21 protein-coding genes and 1 riboswitch are annotated in these 21,933 nt (G+C 34.8%); of the genes, 8 read left to right on the forward strand and 13 right to left on the reverse strand.

What is annotated here, in order from left to right:
- Nucleotides 1-9: 9 nt before the first annotated feature.
- From tenA to P2Q73_RS14185, 4 genes are all read right to left on the reverse strand, one after another.
- Nucleotides 10-693 (reverse strand): thiaminase II, encoded by a 684-nt coding sequence (tenA, locus tag P2Q73_RS14170; protein WP_275788339.1) that lies wholly within the window; start codon nt 691-693, stop codon nt 10-12.
- Between the two features lie 21 nt (nt 694-714).
- Nucleotides 715-1,992 carry an acetylornithine deacetylase gene (locus tag P2Q73_RS14175; protein WP_275788342.1) on the reverse strand — a complete coding sequence of 426 codons (1,278 nt, stop codon included), beginning with the start codon at nt 1,990-1,992 and terminating at the stop codon, nt 715-717.
- Nucleotides 1,993-2,088: 96 nt separating this feature from the next.
- Nucleotides 2,089-2,193, reverse strand: a riboswitch (TPP riboswitch).
- A 68-nt stretch (nt 2,194-2,261) separates the two neighbouring features.
- Nucleotides 2,262-3,308, reverse strand: coding sequence for a P1 family peptidase (locus tag P2Q73_RS14180; RefSeq protein ID WP_275788345.1), 1,047 nt, complete (start codon nt 3,306-3,308; stop codon nt 2,262-2,264).
- Complete coding sequence (locus P2Q73_RS14185; protein WP_275788348.1) at nt 3,305-4,699, reverse strand: bifunctional metallophosphatase/5'-nucleotidase; 1,395 nt, start codon at nt 4,697-4,699, stop codon at nt 3,305-3,307. The genes P2Q73_RS14180 and P2Q73_RS14185 overlap by 4 nt, the downstream gene beginning before the upstream one ends.
- A 155-nt stretch (nt 4,700-4,854) precedes the next feature.
- Between P2Q73_RS14185 and P2Q73_RS14190 the strand changes: the two genes are divergently transcribed.
- The 7 genes from P2Q73_RS14190 (at nt 4,855) to P2Q73_RS14220 (ending at nt 14,206) form a co-directional block, all read left to right on the forward strand.
- Nucleotides 4,855-5,286, forward strand: coding sequence for a hypothetical protein (locus P2Q73_RS14190; protein WP_275788350.1), 432 nt, complete (start codon nt 4,855-4,857; stop codon nt 5,284-5,286).
- A gap of 147 nt (nt 5,287-5,433) precedes the next feature.
- On the forward strand, nt 5,434-5,979 hold the full coding sequence (locus P2Q73_RS14195; RefSeq protein ID WP_275788887.1) for a helix-turn-helix domain-containing protein: 546 nt from the start codon (nt 5,434-5,436) through the stop codon (nt 5,977-5,979).
- Nucleotides 5,980-6,202: 223 nt separating this feature from the next.
- The gene (locus tag P2Q73_RS14200; protein ID WP_275788353.1) at nt 6,203-7,471 is read left to right on the forward strand and encodes a hydroxymethylglutaryl-CoA reductase, degradative; all 1,269 of its coding nucleotides are present in this window, start codon (nt 6,203-6,205) and stop codon (nt 7,469-7,471) included.
- A 1-nt stretch (nt 7,472) separates the two neighbouring features.
- Nucleotides 7,473-7,925 (forward strand): hypothetical protein, encoded by a 453-nt coding sequence (locus P2Q73_RS14205; RefSeq protein WP_056828464.1) that lies wholly within the window; start codon nt 7,473-7,475, stop codon nt 7,923-7,925.
- Nucleotides 7,922-9,277 (forward strand): tripartite tricarboxylate transporter permease, encoded by a 1,356-nt coding sequence (locus P2Q73_RS14210; RefSeq protein WP_053590687.1) that lies wholly within the window; start codon nt 7,922-7,924, stop codon nt 9,275-9,277. The genes P2Q73_RS14205 and P2Q73_RS14210 overlap by 4 nt, the downstream gene beginning before the upstream one ends.
- Before the next feature lie 17 nt (nt 9,278-9,294).
- A complete protein-coding gene (locus tag P2Q73_RS14215; RefSeq protein WP_275788359.1) occupies nt 9,295-10,200 on the forward strand; it encodes a hydroxymethylglutaryl-CoA lyase in 906 nt (301 codons plus the stop codon).
- A 274-nt stretch (nt 10,201-10,474) separates the two neighbouring features.
- Nucleotides 10,475-14,206 carry a DUF6359 domain-containing protein gene (locus P2Q73_RS14220; protein WP_275788362.1) on the forward strand — a complete coding sequence of 1,244 codons (3,732 nt, stop codon included), beginning with the start codon at nt 10,475-10,477 and terminating at the stop codon, nt 14,204-14,206.
- 185 nt (nt 14,207-14,391) lie between these two features.
- On the opposite strand, the gene P2Q73_RS14225 is transcribed toward P2Q73_RS14220, so the two are convergent.
- From P2Q73_RS14225 to P2Q73_RS14245, 5 genes are all read right to left on the reverse strand, one after another.
- Entirely contained in the window at nt 14,392-14,745 is a 354-nt protein-coding gene (locus P2Q73_RS14225) for a YunG family protein (RefSeq protein WP_275788364.1), read from the reverse strand.
- A 145-nt stretch (nt 14,746-14,890) separates the two neighbouring features.
- Nucleotides 14,891-15,604 (reverse strand): hypothetical protein, encoded by a 714-nt coding sequence (locus P2Q73_RS14230; RefSeq protein WP_275788367.1) that lies wholly within the window; start codon nt 15,602-15,604, stop codon nt 14,891-14,893.
- Nucleotides 15,582-16,112 carry an RNA polymerase sigma factor gene (locus tag P2Q73_RS14235; protein WP_275788370.1) on the reverse strand — a complete coding sequence of 177 codons (531 nt, stop codon included), beginning with the start codon at nt 16,110-16,112 and terminating at the stop codon, nt 15,582-15,584. The genes P2Q73_RS14230 and P2Q73_RS14235 overlap by 23 nt, the downstream gene beginning before the upstream one ends.
- Before the next feature lie 352 nt (nt 16,113-16,464).
- Nucleotides 16,465-16,647 carry a hypothetical protein gene (locus P2Q73_RS14240; protein ID WP_275788372.1) on the reverse strand — a complete coding sequence of 61 codons (183 nt, stop codon included), beginning with the start codon at nt 16,645-16,647 and terminating at the stop codon, nt 16,465-16,467.
- A gap of 368 nt (nt 16,648-17,015) precedes the next feature.
- The gene (locus P2Q73_RS14245; protein WP_275788375.1) at nt 17,016-17,984 is read right to left on the reverse strand and encodes a DMT family transporter; all 969 of its coding nucleotides are present in this window, start codon (nt 17,982-17,984) and stop codon (nt 17,016-17,018) included.
- Nucleotides 17,985-18,125: 141 nt separating this feature from the next.
- On the opposite strand from P2Q73_RS14245, the gene P2Q73_RS14250 reads away from it, so the two are divergent.
- A complete protein-coding gene (locus P2Q73_RS14250; RefSeq protein WP_275788890.1) occupies nt 18,126-18,983 on the forward strand; it encodes a LysR family transcriptional regulator in 858 nt (285 codons plus the stop codon).
- Between the two features lie 367 nt (nt 18,984-19,350).
- Here the strand turns inward: P2Q73_RS14250 and P2Q73_RS14255 are convergent, their stop codons facing one another.
- From P2Q73_RS14255 to P2Q73_RS14270, 4 genes are all read right to left on the reverse strand, one after another.
- Nucleotides 19,351-19,722 (reverse strand): VOC family protein, encoded by a 372-nt coding sequence (locus tag P2Q73_RS14255; RefSeq protein WP_043931838.1) that lies wholly within the window; start codon nt 19,720-19,722, stop codon nt 19,351-19,353.
- 217 nt (nt 19,723-19,939) lie between these two features.
- On the reverse strand, nt 19,940-20,572 hold the full coding sequence (locus tag P2Q73_RS14260) for a CatA-like O-acetyltransferase (RefSeq protein ID WP_082460757.1): 633 nt from the start codon (nt 20,570-20,572) through the stop codon (nt 19,940-19,942).
- A gap of 235 nt (nt 20,573-20,807) precedes the next feature.
- Nucleotides 20,808-21,437 carry a pentapeptide repeat-containing protein gene (locus tag P2Q73_RS14265; RefSeq protein WP_275788381.1) on the reverse strand — a complete coding sequence of 210 codons (630 nt, stop codon included), beginning with the start codon at nt 21,435-21,437 and terminating at the stop codon, nt 20,808-20,810.
- A gap of 240 nt (nt 21,438-21,677) precedes the next feature.
- The gene (locus P2Q73_RS14270; protein ID WP_481747159.1) at nt 21,678-21,905 is read right to left on the reverse strand and encodes a ClbS/DfsB family four-helix bundle protein; all 228 of its coding nucleotides are present in this window, start codon (nt 21,903-21,905) and stop codon (nt 21,678-21,680) included.
- Nucleotides 21,906-21,933: the final 28 nt, after the last annotated feature.

The following is a 21,933-nucleotide window of genomic DNA, read 5'->3' on the forward strand; positions in this document are numbered from 1 at the left end:
GCTTCTCCTTTAAATCGGCCACTTTTCTAATTGATAATTCATCTCCCAAAATAAATACTCAAACTTAGAGGTCATTTGAAAATGTTCTTCTATGCGAGCCAGTTCTCTTTCCGGTTTCCCTTCTGTTAACTGATCCATCAACTGTATTAACCACTTGGCACCTTCTGCAAATTCCTCTGAATCATACGTTTCTATCCATTTTGCATACTTGTTGACGGACAGAGTGTCCCCATACTGTTTGCGCAATAGTTTCCCTATTTCCCAGTAATCCCAAGCACATGGAAGTAAACAGGAAACTAATTCTACTAGCGAGCCATTTTGAGAAACATTTAACATATAACGCGTATAAGCTAAATTGGTAGGTGCAGGTTTCGTAGATTCCAGTTCTTCCGGAGTAATACCAAACTCTGCCGCAAACGCACGATGTAAATCCATCTCAAAATGCAGGGTGTCATGAAGAGTTTTAGAAAAGTTTGACATCATCTCTAAATCAAGTGATTTTTGAACTCCTACCGCAAACAATTTAGAATAGTCGAGTAAATAGACGTAATCTTGTTTCATATAATGAATAAATTTCTCTTCAGACAATGTTCCTTTTCCCAACTCTTGTACAAAAGGATGCTGATGATTTTTTTCCCAAATAGGTTTAGCGTTCTCAAATAATCGGTCACTAAATTTCTTTGTAAATATCATAAAATTGCCCTCCGGTAATAATTATTTTTTTGTATTACACCATCGATAAATAAATAATAAGAGTGTTTTTGTAAATGTTAGTAACTCCTCTACATTTAATTTTTCATCTACAGAATGCGCTTCTTCCAATTTACCTGGTCCATATATAACAGTGGGAATACCTGCTTCACCTAACCATCCTGCATCCGTCACAGATTTAGACATTCCAATTTCGACCGGCACTTTCTCTATCTCTTCATGGCATTGCCCAAGCAATTGAACTGCTGAATGTTCAGCGTTCATTTTTAATGCGGGAAATATTTCGCCACGTTCTTCTATCATCGATTTGCCACCCCAACGATATTGTAGTGGATTTTCTCGTAACCAAGGATCCGCCATTGCGACATTATTTAAATGCTCTTCTATTTCTTGTACTACTGATTGATACGTTTCATTTGGATAAAAATGAACGGTGATCCATAGTCGACATTCATCGGCCACAAAAGCAGCGTGTCTCCCTCCCTCAATAACCGCAGGATTAATGGTAGTGGTTCCAGGTGAAAACCCTGGATATTCTTTCGTTACTGCCCAATGACGTTCAAGCTCCTGAAGACCAACAACTACTTTCATCATTTTTTCAATTGCGCTAGCACCCTTAACTAGACCTCCTGCATGAAGCATTTTCATCCTCATCGCATCATGGAAAACCTCTTTGCTTTTTATTGTTATCCATCCAGTTATTACGCCACCTTGTCCATGGATTTGACGATTGCTTCCATCTACTACTAGTGCAAAATCAGCTGTATAGCCCTTTTCAACACACGAAAGAGTACCAGCCTCTCCTGCTTCTTCCCCAATAACAGATTGTATTTGTAAGCTCCCTTTTAGATTAATATCCATCTCTTTTAATAGTTTAGTGACAAATAATGTTGCAGCTATCGCACCCTTCATGTCCGAAGTTCCCCTGCCATAAACATTTCCGTCTTTATTTGTAAGATTAAATACTGGCACCGTCCACTCACTGATATCACCCACTTCTGCAACATCAATATGACCGTTAATAATTAAGCTATTAAAATTTTGGTCATCGCTTCCTTTTTTGGTGGCTACTACATTAGGATCGTTCGGATAAACCTCCCAGCTATCAGTCTGGAATCCTTGTTCCTCTAAAAAGCGAGCAATATACATTTGTGCATCCACCGTATTTCTCGCTGGCGGACTAACGGTCTGAAAACCAATTAAATCCGCAAGTATTTGTAAAAGCTGCTCTTTCTGTTCATCTACTACTTTAGAAATTTGTAGTTCCAGTATTTGCGTCATCCTTCTTCCCTCCATCAATTATTTTTGAAAACAAAAAACCGCTCTCCATAAACGGAAAGCGGCTGTTTTCTACATAATTAACCAAACATACGACAGTAGGGGTCCCAGCTGCTTCCCTCCGCTAGTATTAACTAGATCAGGTTCAAAGGGTTTACATCAATGATGTGTCTCAGCCTAACAAAGGCTCCCCTAGCAGTCATTTATTTAGTTATTAATTGCATTTAAATCTTACCATAGGACTTAAAAATTACAAGATTGTTTTCTTAAACTTAATCAAAAGGAAAAGCATATGCGGTATTCCCCATACGCCCAGCAGTTGTTTCAGCCTGTGACAAAGAATTTAATATTGCCTCTTCTGTAACTTCCGCTGCACCTTGAAAAAGACTATTCATTATAGGTTGATCATCTCTCAATTGCTCTCTTGTTTCCATATTTTCTGATGAAAAATGAGGAATCTTATGTGCGGTAGAAAAAGCAATAACAATATCCCCGCTTCCATTACTAAAATGACTACCTGTTCTACCAAGCCCGATACCACATCTTTTCGCCAATCGCTTTAACTGTCTACTACTCAGCGGAGCATCTGTAGCCAGAACAATCATAATCGATCCATCAGCTGGTTTAAGAAAATCGGTAATTTCTTTCTGTTTTACAACTTTATAGTTGTCACTTTGAAAATCATCCTTACTCCCAAAATTACTTAGAACGATACAACCAAGTGTATAGGTTAAGTTGCTATTTTCTTCTTTTACAAGTCGAGAAGAAGAACCTATTCCACCTTTATAGCCAAAGCATATCATGCCTTTTCCTGCCCCAACAGCACCTTCTAGAGAGACATTTGATGAAGCTTTTTTAATACACTCTACTGCGTGCTTCGGCTGAATCGGTAATTTGCGAATGGAGTTTAATCTACTATCATTGCACTCCCCCACAACGATATTAATCGTTCCGGTAGTATCCCCTATTTCCGGATTGCCCTCTAGCATATGTTCCAATGTTCCTTGGGTAACTGCTGGTACAGCAAACGTATTGGTTAACATAATAGGTGATTCAATAAGTCCTAATTCATCTACTTGTACAAGACCTGTTGTTTTTCCAAATCCATTTAATACATAACTAGCTCCTACCACTTTTTGTTTAAATAAATTTTTTTCGTGCGGCAGTATTGCTGTCACTCCAGTGCAAGCATGCTCCCCTTCACCTAAAGGAATATCAAGTGTTACATGACCCACTTTTACACCTTTAACATCTGTAATACAATTTTTTTCTCCTACTGGAAGACGACCAATTACAATTCCTCTTTCTCTTATTTTCATTGGAATACCCTTTCTTTTGATAAGTCCTTCCATCTGTTCTTGTATGCTTTTTCAATAAAACCACTCTGATCTGCATAAACACGAATGACATCTTTTATTTCCTCGGGCCGATATTTTTCGTTTCGATTGTTTACAAGACAAGGATATCCAGAACCTCTTTGTAAATAATCTGAGCTAGCCACTGTGTACCAGGTTTCATCTTCAAGTGGTCTGTTATTTACAAAAACTGTATCAATCTTTCCTTCTTTATATTCAATTTCAGCTCCTGCTATATGTAATCGCCCTACAAATCTCCCTCTAAAACCAGGTCCACGTCCATCCGCTAAGCAAGCTTGAACATCAAGTGATTGTTCCAAAGCCTCTTTAATATATTTCCCTTGTATTTCAAAAGAAGTTGGATTTAATGGAGACGGGCATACTTCGATCAGTTTCTTATTCGTCATTTTATGGAATATTCCAGCGTTACAAATACCACTATTGATTAAACCAATGTCACAATGTAGCATATCCTTTAGCCCATCTGCTATTAAATTAGTTAAAGGGTTTTCTTCCACAACATCATGCCATAAAGCTTTTTCTAATGGATAAAGAGGCTGACTCAATACTTCAATTGCTTTTTCTTTATTCAATTTTAATATAGAAAGCACTCCTTCATTCTTTTCCACATCTATTGAAGAAATGGTAGCAGAGTGAAGTAGTGTCACCTTACCTTCATTGATTTCTAGTTCTAGTATTCCTAAATGTTCGCCATAGTTCCCAGCACTGTTCATAATAATATTGTTTATAACTTTAGCTTGAGGGAAAAGTTTATGGTCATGGGCAGAAATAATAATATCAATTTCCGGTATTTCCAATGCAAGTGGTTCATCCGCAAATGTGCCAATATGACTTAGGAGAATACAAATATCAAATTTTCCTTCATAGTTTTTTATCTCATTATGTATCGCTTCTTTATATTCGGTCATGTAAATACCAAGACCATCATTAAATTCTCCCATATTAGGAGAAGACCCAGTTAATAGAATTCGTACACCACTTTTCTCTATGATGATACTTTTATAAACACCATTTATAATACTTTTATCTTTTTTAAATAAATTATTGCTTATAAAAGGGAAAGAACTATTACTCGCCATATACTCAAGTGTATCCACCCCATTAAACATTTCGTTATTACCTATCGTAAGCGCATCGTAGCCTACTGCTTCTAATAATTCAATAGCAGCTAATCCTCTTGTGCCTTGCAACTCGATACTTTTAAAGTCGGCAAAGTCTCCAGCATCCAATAATAACGTGTTTTCATCTTTATACTCATTAATAAGCGTTACTACTTTAGCAAAATTTTCAAAGTTGCTGTGAACATCATTTGTATGTAGAATTTTTAATTTCATAGGTTCCTCCGATTTATATGTCTGTACATATTCTACCATATTCTGATAATTCTATAAAAACGCTCTAACAAATATTTTGTTTTCAACTATGAAATTCCCTTCTTGCATGTATATAATTTTGGTAATATAGGATAAAAGCTATTAGGGGGCTTAAAATGAAAAACAATAAACTTTCAATGATGGATGCTATTTTACTTGAGACAATTCGTAATAAAGGCATTTCCAATGATGAAATACTACAAAAACTTGAGGAAAAAGAGACTCACTTATTTGATAGAAACACTGAAATCACTTCGTTAATCTCCTTATATGAAGAAGATAAAACGAAGTTTGCTTCCATCCTTCATGATGGTTATACTGTTAAGTTCGTAACAAGAAACGGCCTTATAAACCTATTGAAATTAAAGTTCAATAAAATTGCGGAGAGAGATTACCAATTACTAGAGAACGGAATAAAACAATTACAAATGGATGAACAACAGCTAGCTTCCTTAAAGCAACTTCTGTCCATTAACTGGGTTATTCAAGAAGAGACGAATGAAAGTTCCTTAAAATTTATTCATATAATTTCTGCCGCTACGATTTAAACCACTTTACCTATAATAAATGACGCGTATGATTAAAACACAAAGTCGATTATATGAGTACATGTATTATACTTTGTTTATTAAATGGACTGATTATTAATGGAGAGCATTATCTAGGAGGAGAGTACAATTTATCTTCAACACAATATTGGAAAAAAAGTTAAAGAGGCTAGATTAAGTAAGTCATTCACTCAACAGGAACTAGCTGAGAGATGTAGTTTGACTAAGAGTCATATTTCAAAAATAGAAAATGGACAAGCTGCCCCTGCTGTAGCAACACTTTCAAAAATAGCTCAGGAGTTAGACACACCCTTATCATGGTTTTTAGAATCAAATCTCCACAATAAATTATCTATCGTAAAAAGTAATGAGAAGACAGTAAAGGTCGGAAATAAAGAAATAGGCTATACTTACGAAGCTCTTGCAAATCGTTCTCGTTTTAGCAAAGTAGAACCAGTAATTGTCACCGTCCTACCAGAAGCAGAATATGTAGAACCCTTTACACATATAGAAGATGAGTTTATTTATATTCTTTCTGGATCTATTAATCTTTATTATGATGGCGAATTACATTATTTAGAACAAGGAGATAGTGCTTATTTTGAAGGAAATGTGCCTCATATCTTTCTTTCAGCAGATAAAAATAGCGAGGCGAAAGTATTAACATTATTCATTCAAACGAATCCACTATAATAATCTTTTTAAACATATTCTCGCCATTGAAAACACTCGTATCTTTCTTTTCGTTCCCCTGTATTCGCAAGATCCTCATTAATAATTATTTTTTGTTATCCCATAAATATTTTCAGAATAAAATTTAAATTTAGTATTTACAATTAATAATTATTAATGTACTTTTGTGTAATAGGATTCAACTAAGTTGAATCCTATTACACAAATACAAGGGGTGTATGTAATGACAAATTCAAGAGTTCCAGGTTTTTATCGTCTATCAACTAAAGAAAGATTTGATATTGTTACCAAGGGACGAGATTTAACAGAAAATCAATTAAAATATCTTTCTGGAGACCACGCTTTATCTATGGATTTAGCAGATTCAATGATTGAAAATGTTATTGGACAAATAGGAATCCCTCTAGGGATTGCAACTAACTTTAAAATTAATGGAAAAGATATGTTTATTCCTATGGCAACGGAAGAACCTTCTGTTGTAGCTGCAGCTAGCAATGCAGCAAAAGCTGCTTATGATCTTGGAGGATTTTTCACATCCATGAGCGGAACAATTATGCGTGGACAAATTCAAGTATTACATGTTGCGGATCCCTATGCTGCAAGAGCAAAGATTTTTGAGCATAAAGAGGAAATTTTAAATTATTGTAACGAAAAAGATCCTACTTTAGTCTCTTTAGGTGGAGGAGCTAAAGATTTAGAAGTACATATTGTTCCTACTACTTCTCAAATAATGTTAGTAATCCATCTAATTGTTGATACGAAAGATGCAATGGGCGCGAATGCGGTTAACACTATGGCAGAGGCAGTTTCACCTACTATCGAAACAATTACAGGTGGTAAAGTGGTACTTAGAATAATTTCGAATTTGGCAGATCGCAGGTTAGTTCGTGCTAGAGCTGTATTCTCTACTGAGGCACTTGGTGGTAAGGAAATCGTTGAAAACATTGTAAGCGCTTTCGAATTTGCAGACTTTGACCCATATCGTGCAGCTACCCATAACAAAGGAATAATGAATGGTATATCAGCAGTGGTTTTAGCAACAGGAAATGATACTCGAGCAGTAGAAGCAGGCGCACATGCATATGCATCTATATCAGGTCACTATAAATCACTAACTAAATGGGAAATAAATGCAGATGGTAATTTATCTGGATCTATTGAACTTCCTATGGCAGTTGGTATTGTAGGAGGAGCTACGAAAACACATCCAGTAGCACAGGCTGCCATAAAAATTATGGATGTAAATTCAGCTGAAGAACTTGCAGGCAGCATAGCCGCTGCAGGTTTGGCACAAAATGCTGCTGCTTTACGTGCCTTATCTGCTGAAGGTATTCAAAGAGGTCACATGTCTCTACATGCTAGAAATTTAGCAGTAATGGCAGGTGCGGAAAAGTCCGATATTGATAGAATCGTAGCTCAAGCTATAAAAGAGAAAGACCTTAGATACGATCGTATTTTAGAGATAACAAAAGCAATTCAAAGAGGTGAATAAGATGTCAAATAAACACGAAACATCCACAACTGAATTGAACGAAAATAATAATACTAAAACATATTTAGAGATTCTTGGGGATACTATTTTACCTAACCAATTACTTCTAGCAATTTTGTTAAGTGTAGGTGTTAGTTTAGGAGGATACAATATTGGTCTTTGGTTGCTCCCCTCTTTCGCTAGTGAGAATATGGTAGCTTCCTATTCCCTTCTTATTGGAATTTCTGGAAGTGTCATATCACTTGTTATATGCTCAATTATTTTTAAGCCAAAAAGATTATTAATCGAAGAGGAAACCTCATCAGAGAGTATGAAACAAGTTTTTGAGGATCTACAATTAGATCCAATAGAAGAATTGAATCTCATCGAAAATGATCCTGTTACTAAAAAAGAATTAGAAGAATTAGGAGTTTTGAATAGCTTTCGAGCACTTGGAGGTGAGCAGAAAAAATGAGTTTACTAGTTACAGCAATTTTATTTGCATTAATTGGTGCAATCGTATTCTCTTTAATCGGATTAATATCGGGTACGGATGAGACAGCTATTATGGTACCACTTACTTTATTAGTAATCCTTTTAGGTGCACCTCCAGCTGCTGTATTTTCATTTTTCATGGCTGCAGTTCTAGCAAAACACCTTACACATGCAGTTCCAACTGCATTAATGGGTATTCCTGGAGACACTACTGCGGTACCATTAATCGACCATGCAACTACTTTAAGAAGAATGGGTATGCCACATATTGCTCTTAGAAAGATGATTTCTGGTGGAATTATTGGTGCTTTTATCGCACTACCGACAGCTGTACTTTTAGGACAATTTTTAGGACAATTCGCTGACTTTTTCAAGTCATCCACAGGAATCATTTTTACACTGGCGGCAATTTTAATCGCCTTTTTCTCTAAAGGTAAATGGGTTAGTGTTTTGATGATTATTCCATTCGCTTTCTTTATTAAAAGCTTAGATTTGATGAGTTTTAGTATATTGGACAAGCATTTATCTATCAGTTTCTTCTTAGGAATAGCAATAGGACCTATTTTTTGTGATCTTCTCTTTGCTACTTCCTCAAGTGCTAAAAAAACAATAGAAAGAGATAATCCCAAAGAATATCATTTGGCTCCTGAAACAAAGTCATGGAAAGGTTACTTCCCTAATCCACTTAAAATTTTAACGGGAAGACAACAGATATTTACTTCCATCACTACTTTTATTTCATCTCTTACTTTCGTTTTTAGCCCAGTAGGTATGACATCTCTAATGGGTGAAATTGTCGGTTCGCGTACAAAAGGTACGTATAAAAAATCTACTACAAGTTTGGCAGTAATGAATGGTGTAACAGAGTCTACATACATTGCTGAAGTAATTATTCCATTAATTGCTTTTGGAATTCCTTTAAGTCCAGTTGCATTAGGACCTGGATCGCCATTATTTAACGCTCCACCAGTTTTCTCAGTAGATCCTATAAATAATCTACACACCTATTTAACATCTTGGGAGTTTTTCCTTTACGGTGCAATCGGTCTTATTGTAGCCTCTTTGATCGCTTACCCTTTCTCTATGAACTATGCAAGAAAGGCTTCCGTTCTAGTTATGAAATTTGTAAGTCAAGAAGCAATTGTTGCTATGTTCATAGGTCTTGCTTGTCTACTTGCATTCCATGAAGCGCAACTTGTTGGTATTGTACTTACATTCACAGTAGCAGCAGTAGGCGGTCTCTTAAATCGAATTCTTGGAATTGGTGCTGGTGTACAATTTATGATTTTCTACGCATCGACTTGGATTATGATGACTCTATTTGGAATGTAAGAGAAAGGAGTTTCTATATGATAGAACAAGGATATCCTAAAAAAGTACACATTAGAGAAGTAGGACCAAGAGATGGCCTGCAAAATGAAAGTAGCTTTATACAAACAAAAGATAAAATTGAATGGATAAACCTTTTATCTGATACCGGACTTAAATATATAGAAGTTACTTCTTTTGTAAATCCTTCGTGGATTCCTTCTCTATCAGATGGAGAGTCTGTAGCGAAACAAATCAGCAAATCTCCAGAAGTGACTTATGCTGCCCTTGTACCAAATATGAAGGGTCTAAATAGAGCAATAGAGAACGAAATCGATGAAATCTCTGTTTTCATTTCCGCAAGTGAAACACATAACAAAAAAAATATTAATAAAACTATCTCGGAAACTGAAATTGTATTATCAGAAGTTGTAAAAGAAAGCTTGTCCAATCAGAAGACCGTTAGAGGGTATATTTCAACTGTTTTTGGATGTCCCTATGAAGGTAATGTAGAAATCGATCAAATAACAAGATTGGCAGATTCCCTCTTTGAAATGGGTATTAATGAATTATCGTTAGGAGACACGATTGGTATTGCCACCCCTCTTCAAGTTAAATATGTATTAGAAACGTTACTAAAACGCTATCCAAGTGATAGCATTGCTATGCACTTTCACAATACTCGTGGCACTGCTTTGGCAAATGTGTTGGCGTCTCTAGAAATGGGTATTTCTAAATTTGATAGTTCACTTGGAGGTTTAGGTGGTTGTCCGTATGCTCCAGGAGCTTCTGGTAACTTAGCAACGGACGACCTAAATTACATGCTTACAAATATGGGTATCCAAACAAATATAGATTCAGACAAACTTAATACAGCAGCACTCTTTATACAAAATAAGCTACAAAAACCATTAGAAAGCCATACAATGAAATTTAGTTCATCCTAACAAACATAGCAAAGAGAAACTACTCAGTCATCCTATCCTGGCTGGGTAGTTTTTATTATCCCTCATTAGCCTTTAACATTATTTCCCTACTTGTATAAAACTTTCTAATCACTCCACTATAATCTATTTTTCATAGAAACTATTAGTCTCTTAGCTACTTCTCACCTGTTTTTATTTTAATTTTAAAAATTTTACAATATCTTATTAAAACGGTAATTTTCTTTTGCTATAATCGATGGGCAATACCAAACAAATTATGAGGAGTGGATTGTAGATGTCAAAGGAAAGCTTTTGGAATAATGCTTTCAGTAAGGTAGCCCTATCTCTCTTATTAGTTCTATCATTATTTTTACCATTCATCACTGTTCCAAATGTACAAGCAGCTGAGCCTATTACTGTAACAGAGGCTATTGCGAACAACACTGGAACGGCAACGGTAAAAGGATTCCTCGTTGGTACCGCAAGTTCAGGTACTTCTTACGATCAAGAACCACCGTTTACAGTAGCGACCAACGTGGGTCTAGCTGACTCTCCTAATGAAACAGATCCGTCAAAAATTTTACCAGTTCAGTTACCAACCGGAGCGGTACGAGCTGGATTAAATTTAGTTGATAATCCTAACCTATTTAAAGGTGAAGTAACAATCACTGGCACTCTTTCAGCCTATTTCTCTGTACCAGGCTTAAGAAGTGCAACCGCATATACTATTATTTCCGAAGGTGAAACTCCCCCTCCTTCACCTGAAGCGGAAGTTATGGAAAATATCGCTGCTGCTCGTGCAGTAACGGACCCGAACAAATTAATTAAGGTAACCGGAACTGTCACAACAGGCACTGGTTTCTGGGGTGGAAAAGCGTTTTACATCCAAGATGAAACTGCAGGAATTTATGCATTTACTTCTACATCAGATGTAAATCCTGGAGATATCGTAGAATTGGAAGGAAAAGTTAGCCCTTATATTGGTGAGCTTCAGATTCAACCGACCAAAATTACTAAAATTTCTTCTGGAAATGAACTTCCATCAGCGCAAGATATTACACCAGCTGGAGTAAACGAAGAAACTCAAGGCGAAAGAATTCAATTAAACAATGTAACTATTACTAATCTAGTAAAGTCAAACGACTTTGGAACATTTGAATTTACAGCAACACATGAAAATGGAGAATCTGTCGTTATTCGTAACGACAATCGAAACGGATTAGATTATGATACATTTTTGAAGCAATATAAAGTTGGTGATTTAGTTCATGTATCTGGAATTGCCTCTAAATTCAATACAACCTTTCAAGTGAAGACACTTGGTTTAGAAAGCTTTGATTTAGTAAACAAACCAGCAGTGTACACGGATATTTTACCTGGAACGGTAGCAGAAGGCACAGCCATTCAACTAATCTCACCAATAGAAGGTGCGACAATATATTACACATTAGATGGTTCTACACCAACTTCAAATAGCACAGAATACACAGCACCAATTACATTAACAAAAGATACGACTATTAAAGCAATTGCAGTAAGCGATACTACTTCTGAAGTATTCTCGTTTACTTATAACGTATTAAAATCAGACAATCTTGTAATCCGTGACATCCAAGGACAAGGTCACTTCTCCGATTACGAAGGGGCGACTGTACAAAATATCACTGGAGTTGTAACGCATCTATATAACTCAGCAAATTTTGTAATCCAGGATACGAATCCAGATAATAATAACTCAACTTCTGAGGCAATCATCGTAAATAAGGCTTCCAATGGACTTAAAGTTGGTGACCTTGTTACTGTTGCCGGAACGGTAGAAGAATGGTACTACGAAGGCTATTCAGATATGAAAGCGAACGACTTACCAATAACACGTATTCGTGCAACTACTACTACAAAATCTGGAACAGCTGAATTACCTGCTCCTTTAGTAATCGGACAAGATATTATTCCGCCAACAGAAAACATTGATAACGATGGGTTAACCACGTTTGATCCACAAGAAGATGGAATCGACTTTTGGGAATCTGTTGAATTAATGCGTCTTGCAGTACCAAATGCAAAAGTGGTTGGACCTCAAGAATACGGTGAAGTTGTCGTAGTGGCAGGCAATTCTGCAAATACAACTTTTAATGTATTAGGCGGAATTAATATTTCTGCAAATGACTATAACCCTGAAAGAATTACAGTAGATATCGATAACGAAAAGTACGATGCAAAATCAGGAGACTACTATACTGGCAATATCGTTGGAGTAATGGGCTTTGGTTTCGGTAACTTTAAATTATGGTCTGAAGAATCATCTCTTCCACCAATTACTCGCGTCGAAAAGCCAGTTGTAGTAACAGATATCAAACCTTCAGAAGATAAGCTGACTGTAGCTTCTTATAATGTGGAGAACTTCTCAACGAATATAGAAAATACTCCAGATGATAAGGTTGCAAAAATCGCCAAATCATTTGTAGAGAACATGAAATCTCCTGACATTATTACATTAGTAGAAGTGCAAGATAATGACGGACCAACAGCATCAGGAAACACGGATGCATCCGCTAGTTATGAACGATTAATCGCAGCTATTACGGCAGCAGGTGGCCCTGCATATAAATGGACTGATATTGCTCCTGAATATAATAAGGATGGTGGACAACCTGGAGGGAATATCCGAGTTGGTTACTTATACAATCCTGAACGGGTAACACTTGCAGAAGGAACAAAAGGTGGTTCTACTGAAAAAGTAGCATGGGATGAAAATGGAAACTTAACATTAAATCCAGGTCGTGTTCTTGACTTACCACAAGAAAACACACGTAAACCGCTAGCAGTTCAATTTGATTTCCAAGGAGAAAAAGTGGTTGTTATTGGAGCACACTTAAATTCTAAAGGTGGAGACCAACCGTTATTCGGTAAAAACCAGCCGCCATTATTAGGCTCTGAAGCAGAACGTATTGAACTTGCAACGATGATAAATAACTTTATTAAAGCGGGCCAAGCAAAAGATCCTGACCTAAAAGTAATTGTTGCTGGTGATATGAATGATTTCGAATTCACACCAACACTCGCAGCTCTTAAAGGTGGAATCTTAACGAATATGGTTGAAAAAGTACCAGCTGGTGAACGTTTCTCTTATTACTACCAAGGAAACAACCAAGTATTAGACCATATTTTAGTAACAAACAACCTGGCTGATAAAACAGCTGTAGACATGATTCATATCAATGCTAACTATATGGACATTCACGGCCGTGCATCTGACCACGACCCTGTTCTTGTTCAAGTTGAATTCAACCAACCAGACACTTATACACTTTCAGCTAATCAAACAGCTTTTGAATTAGAAAAAGGTCAAACTAGTAAAGTGATTTTAACGGAAACAACTACAAAACATGATGGCTCTAAGTCTACGAAAGACGTAACGGCGGAAGCTACATATGGTGGCTTCGATCCAAAAGTGATTTCAGTTGATAAAGGCATCATCACTGCAAAATCAGCAGGAAAAACAGTTATCACAGCAACTTATGGTAGCAACAAAGTTTCAATAGAAGTTACGGTTGAAGCTCCTAAAAATGGAGAAGCGATTATTACTCCAGATGAAGTAGATACTTCAAAAGCTAAAATTACTGTCGACGGCTCAGTACTACATGACGCAGGAAATGTTTATATTCGTTTCACTGAAGGTGCAGTAAGCAAAATTGATGCTGCCAATAAAGACGTAGTGATTAATCTAGTTACTGGGTCATTCACAATCACTGCTCAAAACTTTGATACCCTTGCAGATAGTGGTGAATTTACATTACACCTAAACTATCATGTACCACCTGGATTATTAAAAGAGAAGAATAAACATAAAATTAAAGACAATCTAAAACTTAAAAATATTTCTTTCCTAGACGTTAACGACAAACAAATAACAAATGGTTTTAAAGATTATTTTGTAATTGTTAGTGGAGACGGCAAAAAACAAACAGTTGAAGGCGCCTACTACGATAGCAAGTCTAAAAAATGGAAATTCAAGAATCTGAAATAATCAAAAAAAGATCTAGCCAGAAATATCTGGTTAGATTTTTTAATTTCATTTAAGTTTAATTGGCATGCTGTATACAAAATACTTCTTTATCATATTTCTCCATACTGTCGCATATTTCTTTTGATATTTACTATCATCTTCTGTCGCAATTAAGTAAAGGGATAGTTGTTTTATTTCAGCTTTCTTTATTTCATCATATAATTTAAAACACTTTGCTTTAAATAATCGTATTGTTTTTGATTTGTATCTGAATAAGCCTCTTCTCTATTTGAAGGAATATCCATATATTCTATATCACCTTTAAATTGAGAAGCAGTTAAATCATAACGTTTACCATTAATTTCATTATAAAAATGCCAGCCTTCAGATAAATTTGTTTTTCGTATGCTTCCTCCCAATATGTCATTTACTACTAATGCTGTTACACCGCATTGACCTCTTGCAGGATTATCTATACTCCATTTTGAACTTGAAATAACTGACCAGGAGCACGCTAAAGCATCTAGTATTATTTCTATTTGTGTTATATCCTTACTCAATCAAATCACACCTTTTCAAAAACTTAGAAGCTCCTAGTTCATAAAACTAACCTCTCCCTTTACTCCTATTAGTCACCGACTGCCTATTTAAAGAATCTTCGACTAAACCACCCGTTAGTTTAATATGAAAAGCTTCTTCTTTTCCTCATTTTCCATTAGCTATCTCCATTAACTTAGATGACAGAGCACCTGTGCCATCGCTAAACATAATTTTACCAATTTTTCCGTCTTCCGGGCATATTGCTTCCCCTTTAAAATCATAAGATGTAACATCTCCATTTGCCTCTTCAAGTTTTACTCGAAATGTAAATCGATATATAGTCGGATGGTCTTTTTCTTGATTAATTTTTAGATTCTCCACATGTAGTTTATAATTTATATCTTCTCTTTGATAGAAGAAAGCTGAAGTAGAATTTAAAAAATTTATAAAACCATTTTCAGTAAAATACGCTTTATACTTTTCTTCGGCATACCGATATACTGCATCTCTTTCCTTTGTTGCCAACTTATTACGGTCCTTTAGTTCTTTTTTTGACACTTCTTCCCATAATTTAATATACTCTTTATCAGGAGCTGTGAATTCTTTTTCAATGACAGTTTGGATAGCTTTCACACTATTATTATTCTCTTTCCCAATAATGCCAGCTTCATTATTATTTAAAGTTTGGTTGATTAACGAAAATACTAGAAAAAAGCAACCAACTATCATAACTATTGATATGAAAATTGGTGTTATACGTTGCTTCTTTTTGCTGAGTTTATTATTAATTTTTATTAGACTGTTTCTACGTGCTTCATGGGAACGGTCGACATGCTGCATTTCTTGGAAAAGTTTATCAAGCTCTTTTGATGAATCCATCTATCAAACCTTCCTTTCCATAATATTCTTTTTTTAAAGCTTCTAATCCCCTTGCCATTTTTGTTTTCACCTTTGCTTCAGTCCAACCTAATATATATGCAGTTTCTTTAATGGAACACTCATTCACTTTTCTAAGTATTATTACATCTCTATAGTCCTTTTTCATTCTACCTAAAGCGGCATACAATCTAGATAAATCCTCTTTCTTTTCTGCTAGAACTGTTGGTGATGGATTTTTAGAATCTACATCATTTTCATTTCCCCATGTGAAAAACTTAATAAGTCTTTTCCTTCTAAAGTAGTCATAAGCTACATTTCGTGCTATTTTCAACAGCCACGTTAAGACAGAAGCTTGGTTGTTAAAATTGTTGATGTTTTTTATAGCTTTATAAAAAGTTTCTTGCGTTAAATCTTCAGCTGTTTCTTTATGACGTACGAGAAAATAAATAAATCGATAAACTGCATCACTATTATCGATATACAAGCGTTCTACATCCTCTTTCATCATTTTCAACCCCTTCTTACAAAGAATAGACGATGGACAATATGAAAAGTATCGTTTTCTTTAAAATTAAAATCCTTATTTATATGAACAATACATTAGCTATAAATATCTTCATCACTAAAACAAAATAATCGTATTTAAGAGAGACACTCTCTTAAATACGATTTATACGACCTCTCTGATATTGGACTGCATCTTTATTGTCTCTTCATTAGGAAAATTTTATATTTTAAAAGATTTGAGAACCACCGCTATTTCTTGTTGAACTAAACTGACCGTTAGTTATATAAGAAAAAAGAGCCATTTAAGGAGCTCAACGTTCTTAAAGTAAAGATCAAGTTTGTAGTATTCCTTTTTATTTATCTCTATCTAAATCATTTTCAAGTAATTCCTGCAATGACTTTTTATCTTCTTTAAATCCGTGCTTCTTTTCAAGAAACTGACCAATAACAGAATTATTAATACCCTTTCTGACAGCAGCTTCTATAACTATATAGAGAACTAACAACGAAATAATATATAGAACAATAGGCTCCATCTAAAATCCTCCTAAAATCTACAACCACTTAAGATAATATGTATTTTTTTTGATATTTCCCAGTCTTAATACCATATTATTTCGACACATTAATTCTTTTTTCCTTCTTTAATTAATATCCTTAAAATCAGCATCTTGTTCAACTAAAGGGCCATTTTGTGAAGTAAGACGTCTTAACTAGATCTCTGTGTAAAAGTGGTTGTGAAGAAATTTACTTAAACTAAATATTGAAATTTAGTTAAAGAAGAATAATTAAAAAGTCGATTTCCTAAAAAGAAAAGAAATCGACTTTTTTAGTCTTAAATTTACTTGATTGTATCCATGTTTTGTCGGCAGGAACATAATTATAGAAAAAGACGCATTTTTGGTTAGGATATACTTTCACTCAAATTTGCTTGAACATGCTGAAATAATTCTTTCTTTTGTAACATCCTTACAAAAATATTATTAAATAAAAGTGAAACGATGATTAGGACAGTACCAAGAAAATCGAACATCGTTACATGATTCCCTTGAAAAATCGAAATTAAGAGTGTTGTAACGGGAACAAAGTTAATGAACAACAGTGCATTTAATGGTGTTAATAAACTCACTCCGATGTTCCAACCAAGTAAAGCAATGACGCCAGGGAATATAATCATAAACAATAAATGCGGACTTACTTCTTTGATGCCATCTACTGATGGGATGGATATATATCCAAACAGCGTTGCTCCTACAGTAATAACAACAGCTGTGATTGTTCCAAGTAGACAGCTTAACGTTGAATACCGTAAAGCTGACCAACCACTAAACTCACTACCACCAATCGTGTAAATGACCCATCCAACAACTGCAATTAATATGAGCATTGAAGGTATTAAATGATCCGTCGCACCAAGAAATGCTTTAATATCACCTTTTGTGATTACTAACGCAGCACCGATAAATGACACAAGCACACAAACTAATGTGAATAGATGGGGCCGTTTTTTATAAATCGTCCATACAATCACAATAGAAATCATCGGCATTAGTGACTCCATAATTGATGCTACCATCACTCCTGATTCACCTAATAAATCTTCTCCCCAGAAGATGAATAGATTATAGACAGTAAATGCCATTGTACCGAAAAACCATAAACGGAGGCCTTTTCCTTCAAATCGAAAAGCACGCTTTCCTTCTTTCCATAATAGCATCGCTACTAAAATTATCGTAACAAATCCATAACGAATGATTGTAAAATAGAAAGGATTAATATGTTTGAAAGCCGCATGCGCTACAGGAAACATCGCTCCCCACGAAACTGCAGCAATAAAACATAAAATAGTTCCTAACAATACACTATTTCTCAATTCCTTCTACCTCCTTCTAAACTGACATATTTCATCATCTATCTATTTGAGTATCTTGTAAAGTGAATAATAATAATGATTATTATCAATTTTACTGATATCATAGATATAAATATGAAAACATTAAAGGGTGGAAAAATAGTGGAATTTAAGGACTTAGAGATTTTTCAGATGGTGGCGGAAAAAGGAACCATCTCTAATGCGGCAAAAGAGTTTAGTTACGTGCAATCGAATATTACAGCGAGAATTCAAAAGCTCGAAACTGAACTGAATACCCCTTTGTTTAACCGACATCGTCGTGGTATGAGTTTGACACCTGAAGGAAAAAAACTATTAATATATAGTAAAAAAATATTATTGTTAACAGATGAAATGAAAAAAGCCGTTCAAAGTAAAAATGAACCGTCTGGAAAATTAGAAATCGGAACAGTTGAAACCGTAATTCATTTACCAAAAATATTATCTACCTATATTAAAAAATATAAAAATGTCGATTTATCGTTATTTACTGGCGTCACAGAAACATTAGAAGAAGAAGTATTAAATCATAAGTTGGACGGAGCGTTCGTTACAGAGTCAGACTTTCATCCCGATCTTATATCGCATGAAGTGTTTCAAGAGGAGCTTGTTTTAATTTCAGATATGCGCGCCTCCACACTAGAAGAGTTAAAAGAGGAACCGTTAATATGCTTTAGTGAAGGCTGTGGATACCGAGCACGTCTGGAAGCTTGGTATAAAGACCAAAACATCACACCACAAAAAGTGATGGAATTCGGTACATTAGAAACAATCTTGCGTAGTATTGTCGTGGGACTCGGCGTTACATTCGTTCCAAAGTCAGCAGTCATTCATATGGAACAAAGTGGACTCATCCAATGTCATACACTTCCAGATCAATATAGTAAGATTAAAACCGTTTTTATAAGAAGAGCCGATAGTTACTTAACTTCAACAATCAAAAAATTTATCGAAACGATCGAAACGAATAAACAAATATAAATCGAACCCCTGAGCTAATGAAAATCATGCTATCTAATAAGTCCCTAAATTTAAACAGGTGGAGAAAAACAAATTGTTTTTCTCCACCTGTTTCCGTTTTAGTAAATTATGCGCCCTTGCCCCGATGCCAAACTCTGTTTGGACTAACTGCTTCACAATTTGTTTCAAATTCTCCACTCCAACATCTTTCACTAAAGCAACCGTTAGTTGAAGTAGAATCCTTCACAATCTCCTTTAAAAATATGCTTTGTTAAATAGTATTGTTGTTTTTCAGGCAAAAAATATGGGAACGTCTGATTTGGACGTTCCCGTTCTTATTCCGTTAAAGCACCTTTTAATGAAATAAGGTAATTTATTTATTATAATCTTACCAGTGTACTTGAAGTTTATTACCATTTGGGTCATAAAAGTGGAAAAAGGCATGACCATTATCTTCTTTTATATCCTCGACCTTAACTTGATTATCAATTAAGTGTTGATGAAATTTAGATAATTCTGGACTTGTAAAGCCAATGCTAAATTCTTGTTCATTATCAATTGTAAAATGTGCAAATGTTTCATCTTCGGTAGGAACTAAGATAAGTAAGAAAGGTCCTTCATTTACTTTTAAAATCGCAAGTTCCTCAGTAATGTTTAGTAACTGGAGCCCTAATACATCTCTATACCATTGTGCAGACAGTTCTAAATCTTTTACAGGAATTCTAATATAATGTACTTGTTCAATAAATGATTTACTCATAGCTTTCTCTCCTTTATTTAATCTGGTATATCAAATAGTTCCCTTTCTATATACCTTTTTCCTTCCGATTAAAATCCCTTTCTAAATTAAAACCCAGCTACTTTTATAAAAATCATATCGATTCTTCTGCTAAAGCACCCGTTAGTTGAAGTGTATAAAAATGTTCAGTACCTTATCCGTGTAAAGCATAATGTCTATTCCCTATTTCTCCTAAAAGTTAACTGTTCATTTCACGTTGCAGTATCTCAAAAAATAACGTCACATGATAGCCATCTACTGTTGCATGATGAACCTTAATATTCACTGGCATTAGTAATTGTGAACCAACTTTTTCGTACTTCCCGCTGGTAATCATTGGTGTTAAATTATTTTTGATAGCTCCTGTTTGAGATGAAAAATGTTCAAAATGCATCCAAGGAATTGATGAAATATTCACCACGTTGGGTGGAACAACTCCCATTGGTGCGATGTCTTTTGTGTTTGCATAATCTTTTATAAGCTTTTTGTACTCACGGTCAACTGATTTATAATCTGTTAATCCTTCCAACCATAAACTATAAAATAACTCTGTTTCTTGATTAAAGTTCGTAAACGTTGGCACTAATTCTTGCCATTCTACTAATTGCTTATCTATGTGTGCATACCTCAAATTCGGAATCATGTTAACCGATTTAGTCAAATTAAAAATAGAGTAAGCATAAAAACTTATAGATTCGTCTTTGCATTTTTTAACTGCTCGAGTAACATCAATTTTTACTGTCATTTCAAACGTTGTGTCTGTCGCCATAAAATAATCATAATAGTTTCTTCTTGGAAAACTTTCTAAATCAATGACTTGATAAGTTGTCATCTATTTCAACCTCTCATTTAATATATTCAATTATTACAATATCACTACATTTATTGATGGTAAGACAGTATTTTAGCGCTGTCTTACCTGCTAGAGCATGTATAAAACTTTGCATAAATATCATCAAAATTTTATTTTTTACCCTATAATAAACAAAATATTTTAAGCCTTCATACGTCATTTTAAGCCATTTAAAATTAAAGTACGAAGTTAAGGGGATTAAACGGTATCAATACTATTGAATTTTTAGTCCTAATAACGAAGCAAATTGTATCGCTTGAGACGTTGATACTATACATCCTTTTAAGCTCTCTATTGAAACCGTTAAAGAATCAAAATCGGATGAGCTTATATCAATTCCTTTTAATGGTGTCTCTTCAAAGCTCGCGCCATTAAGATTGCATGAAAGAAATTCTACTTTTTTGAGCTTACAGCCAAAAAGGTCAGCGCTTTCTAACGTAGCATCATCAAAAATCACCTTTTCAAGTTTTGAGTTACCGAACATAACCATATTAAGAATTGATTCCGCAAATCTTGTATTACCGATATAAGACTCTGTAAGGCTGCTGCCTAGCAACTTACAATTAAACTCAACTCGATTCATGGAGGCATTACCTAAATTAGCATTGGATAAATCACAATTCTCAAAGCGCACATCGGTAAGATCAATTCGGCTAAAATCCGTATTTGTGAAATTACAATTCCTAATCACTGTTTTATATAGTCGCAGCCGATCAAGTGCTTCGTCGGTAAATTCTGAATCGGTAACCATACACATTTCAAATTCAGGAACTTCTTCGTAAAAAATATCTGTAAATCTTCTCTCCGTTAGATTTTCCGGGATCTTGGGTGTGTCAATCATCACTATATACCTACCTACTTTCAAACGAATTTAATTCATTTATAAGGTCTCTAGATACAAATATAAAGGAACGCATGTTCTTTTCAAGACTTGACTTTTATGCATTTTCTGATACAAAGGATTCATTGTTACATTTATAAATAATTTACTCACTAACCTGCTGCTTTAGTTTAATAAGAAAAAGCTACCCTTATAGGCAGTCACGTGTTGAACTAAAGCACCCTTTAGTTTAAGTACATTATTTCACAAACTTGTCTTTTTTTCTTCTATAATAGAATTTGCAATAACTTCACATTTTTTTATAGCCCAAATATAATGGTTGGAAGTGTTTGCTGCAAAATAGCTGTATAAATTACTTGTTTTTGTCCACTTATAGTATTTTTTTGTCATGATTTCTTCATTGGTATGTAATTTAATCAGGTCCATTACTCTTTCATGGCTTAACTTCAGTTTTTTTCTAGCTTGGTTCAATGTGACGTGTTGATAGTTTTCCCAAATT

Source organism: Bacillus sp. Cr_A10 (assembly GCF_029222665.1).
Taxonomy (GTDB): Bacteria; Bacillota; Bacilli; order Bacillales_A; family Planococcaceae; genus Psychrobacillus.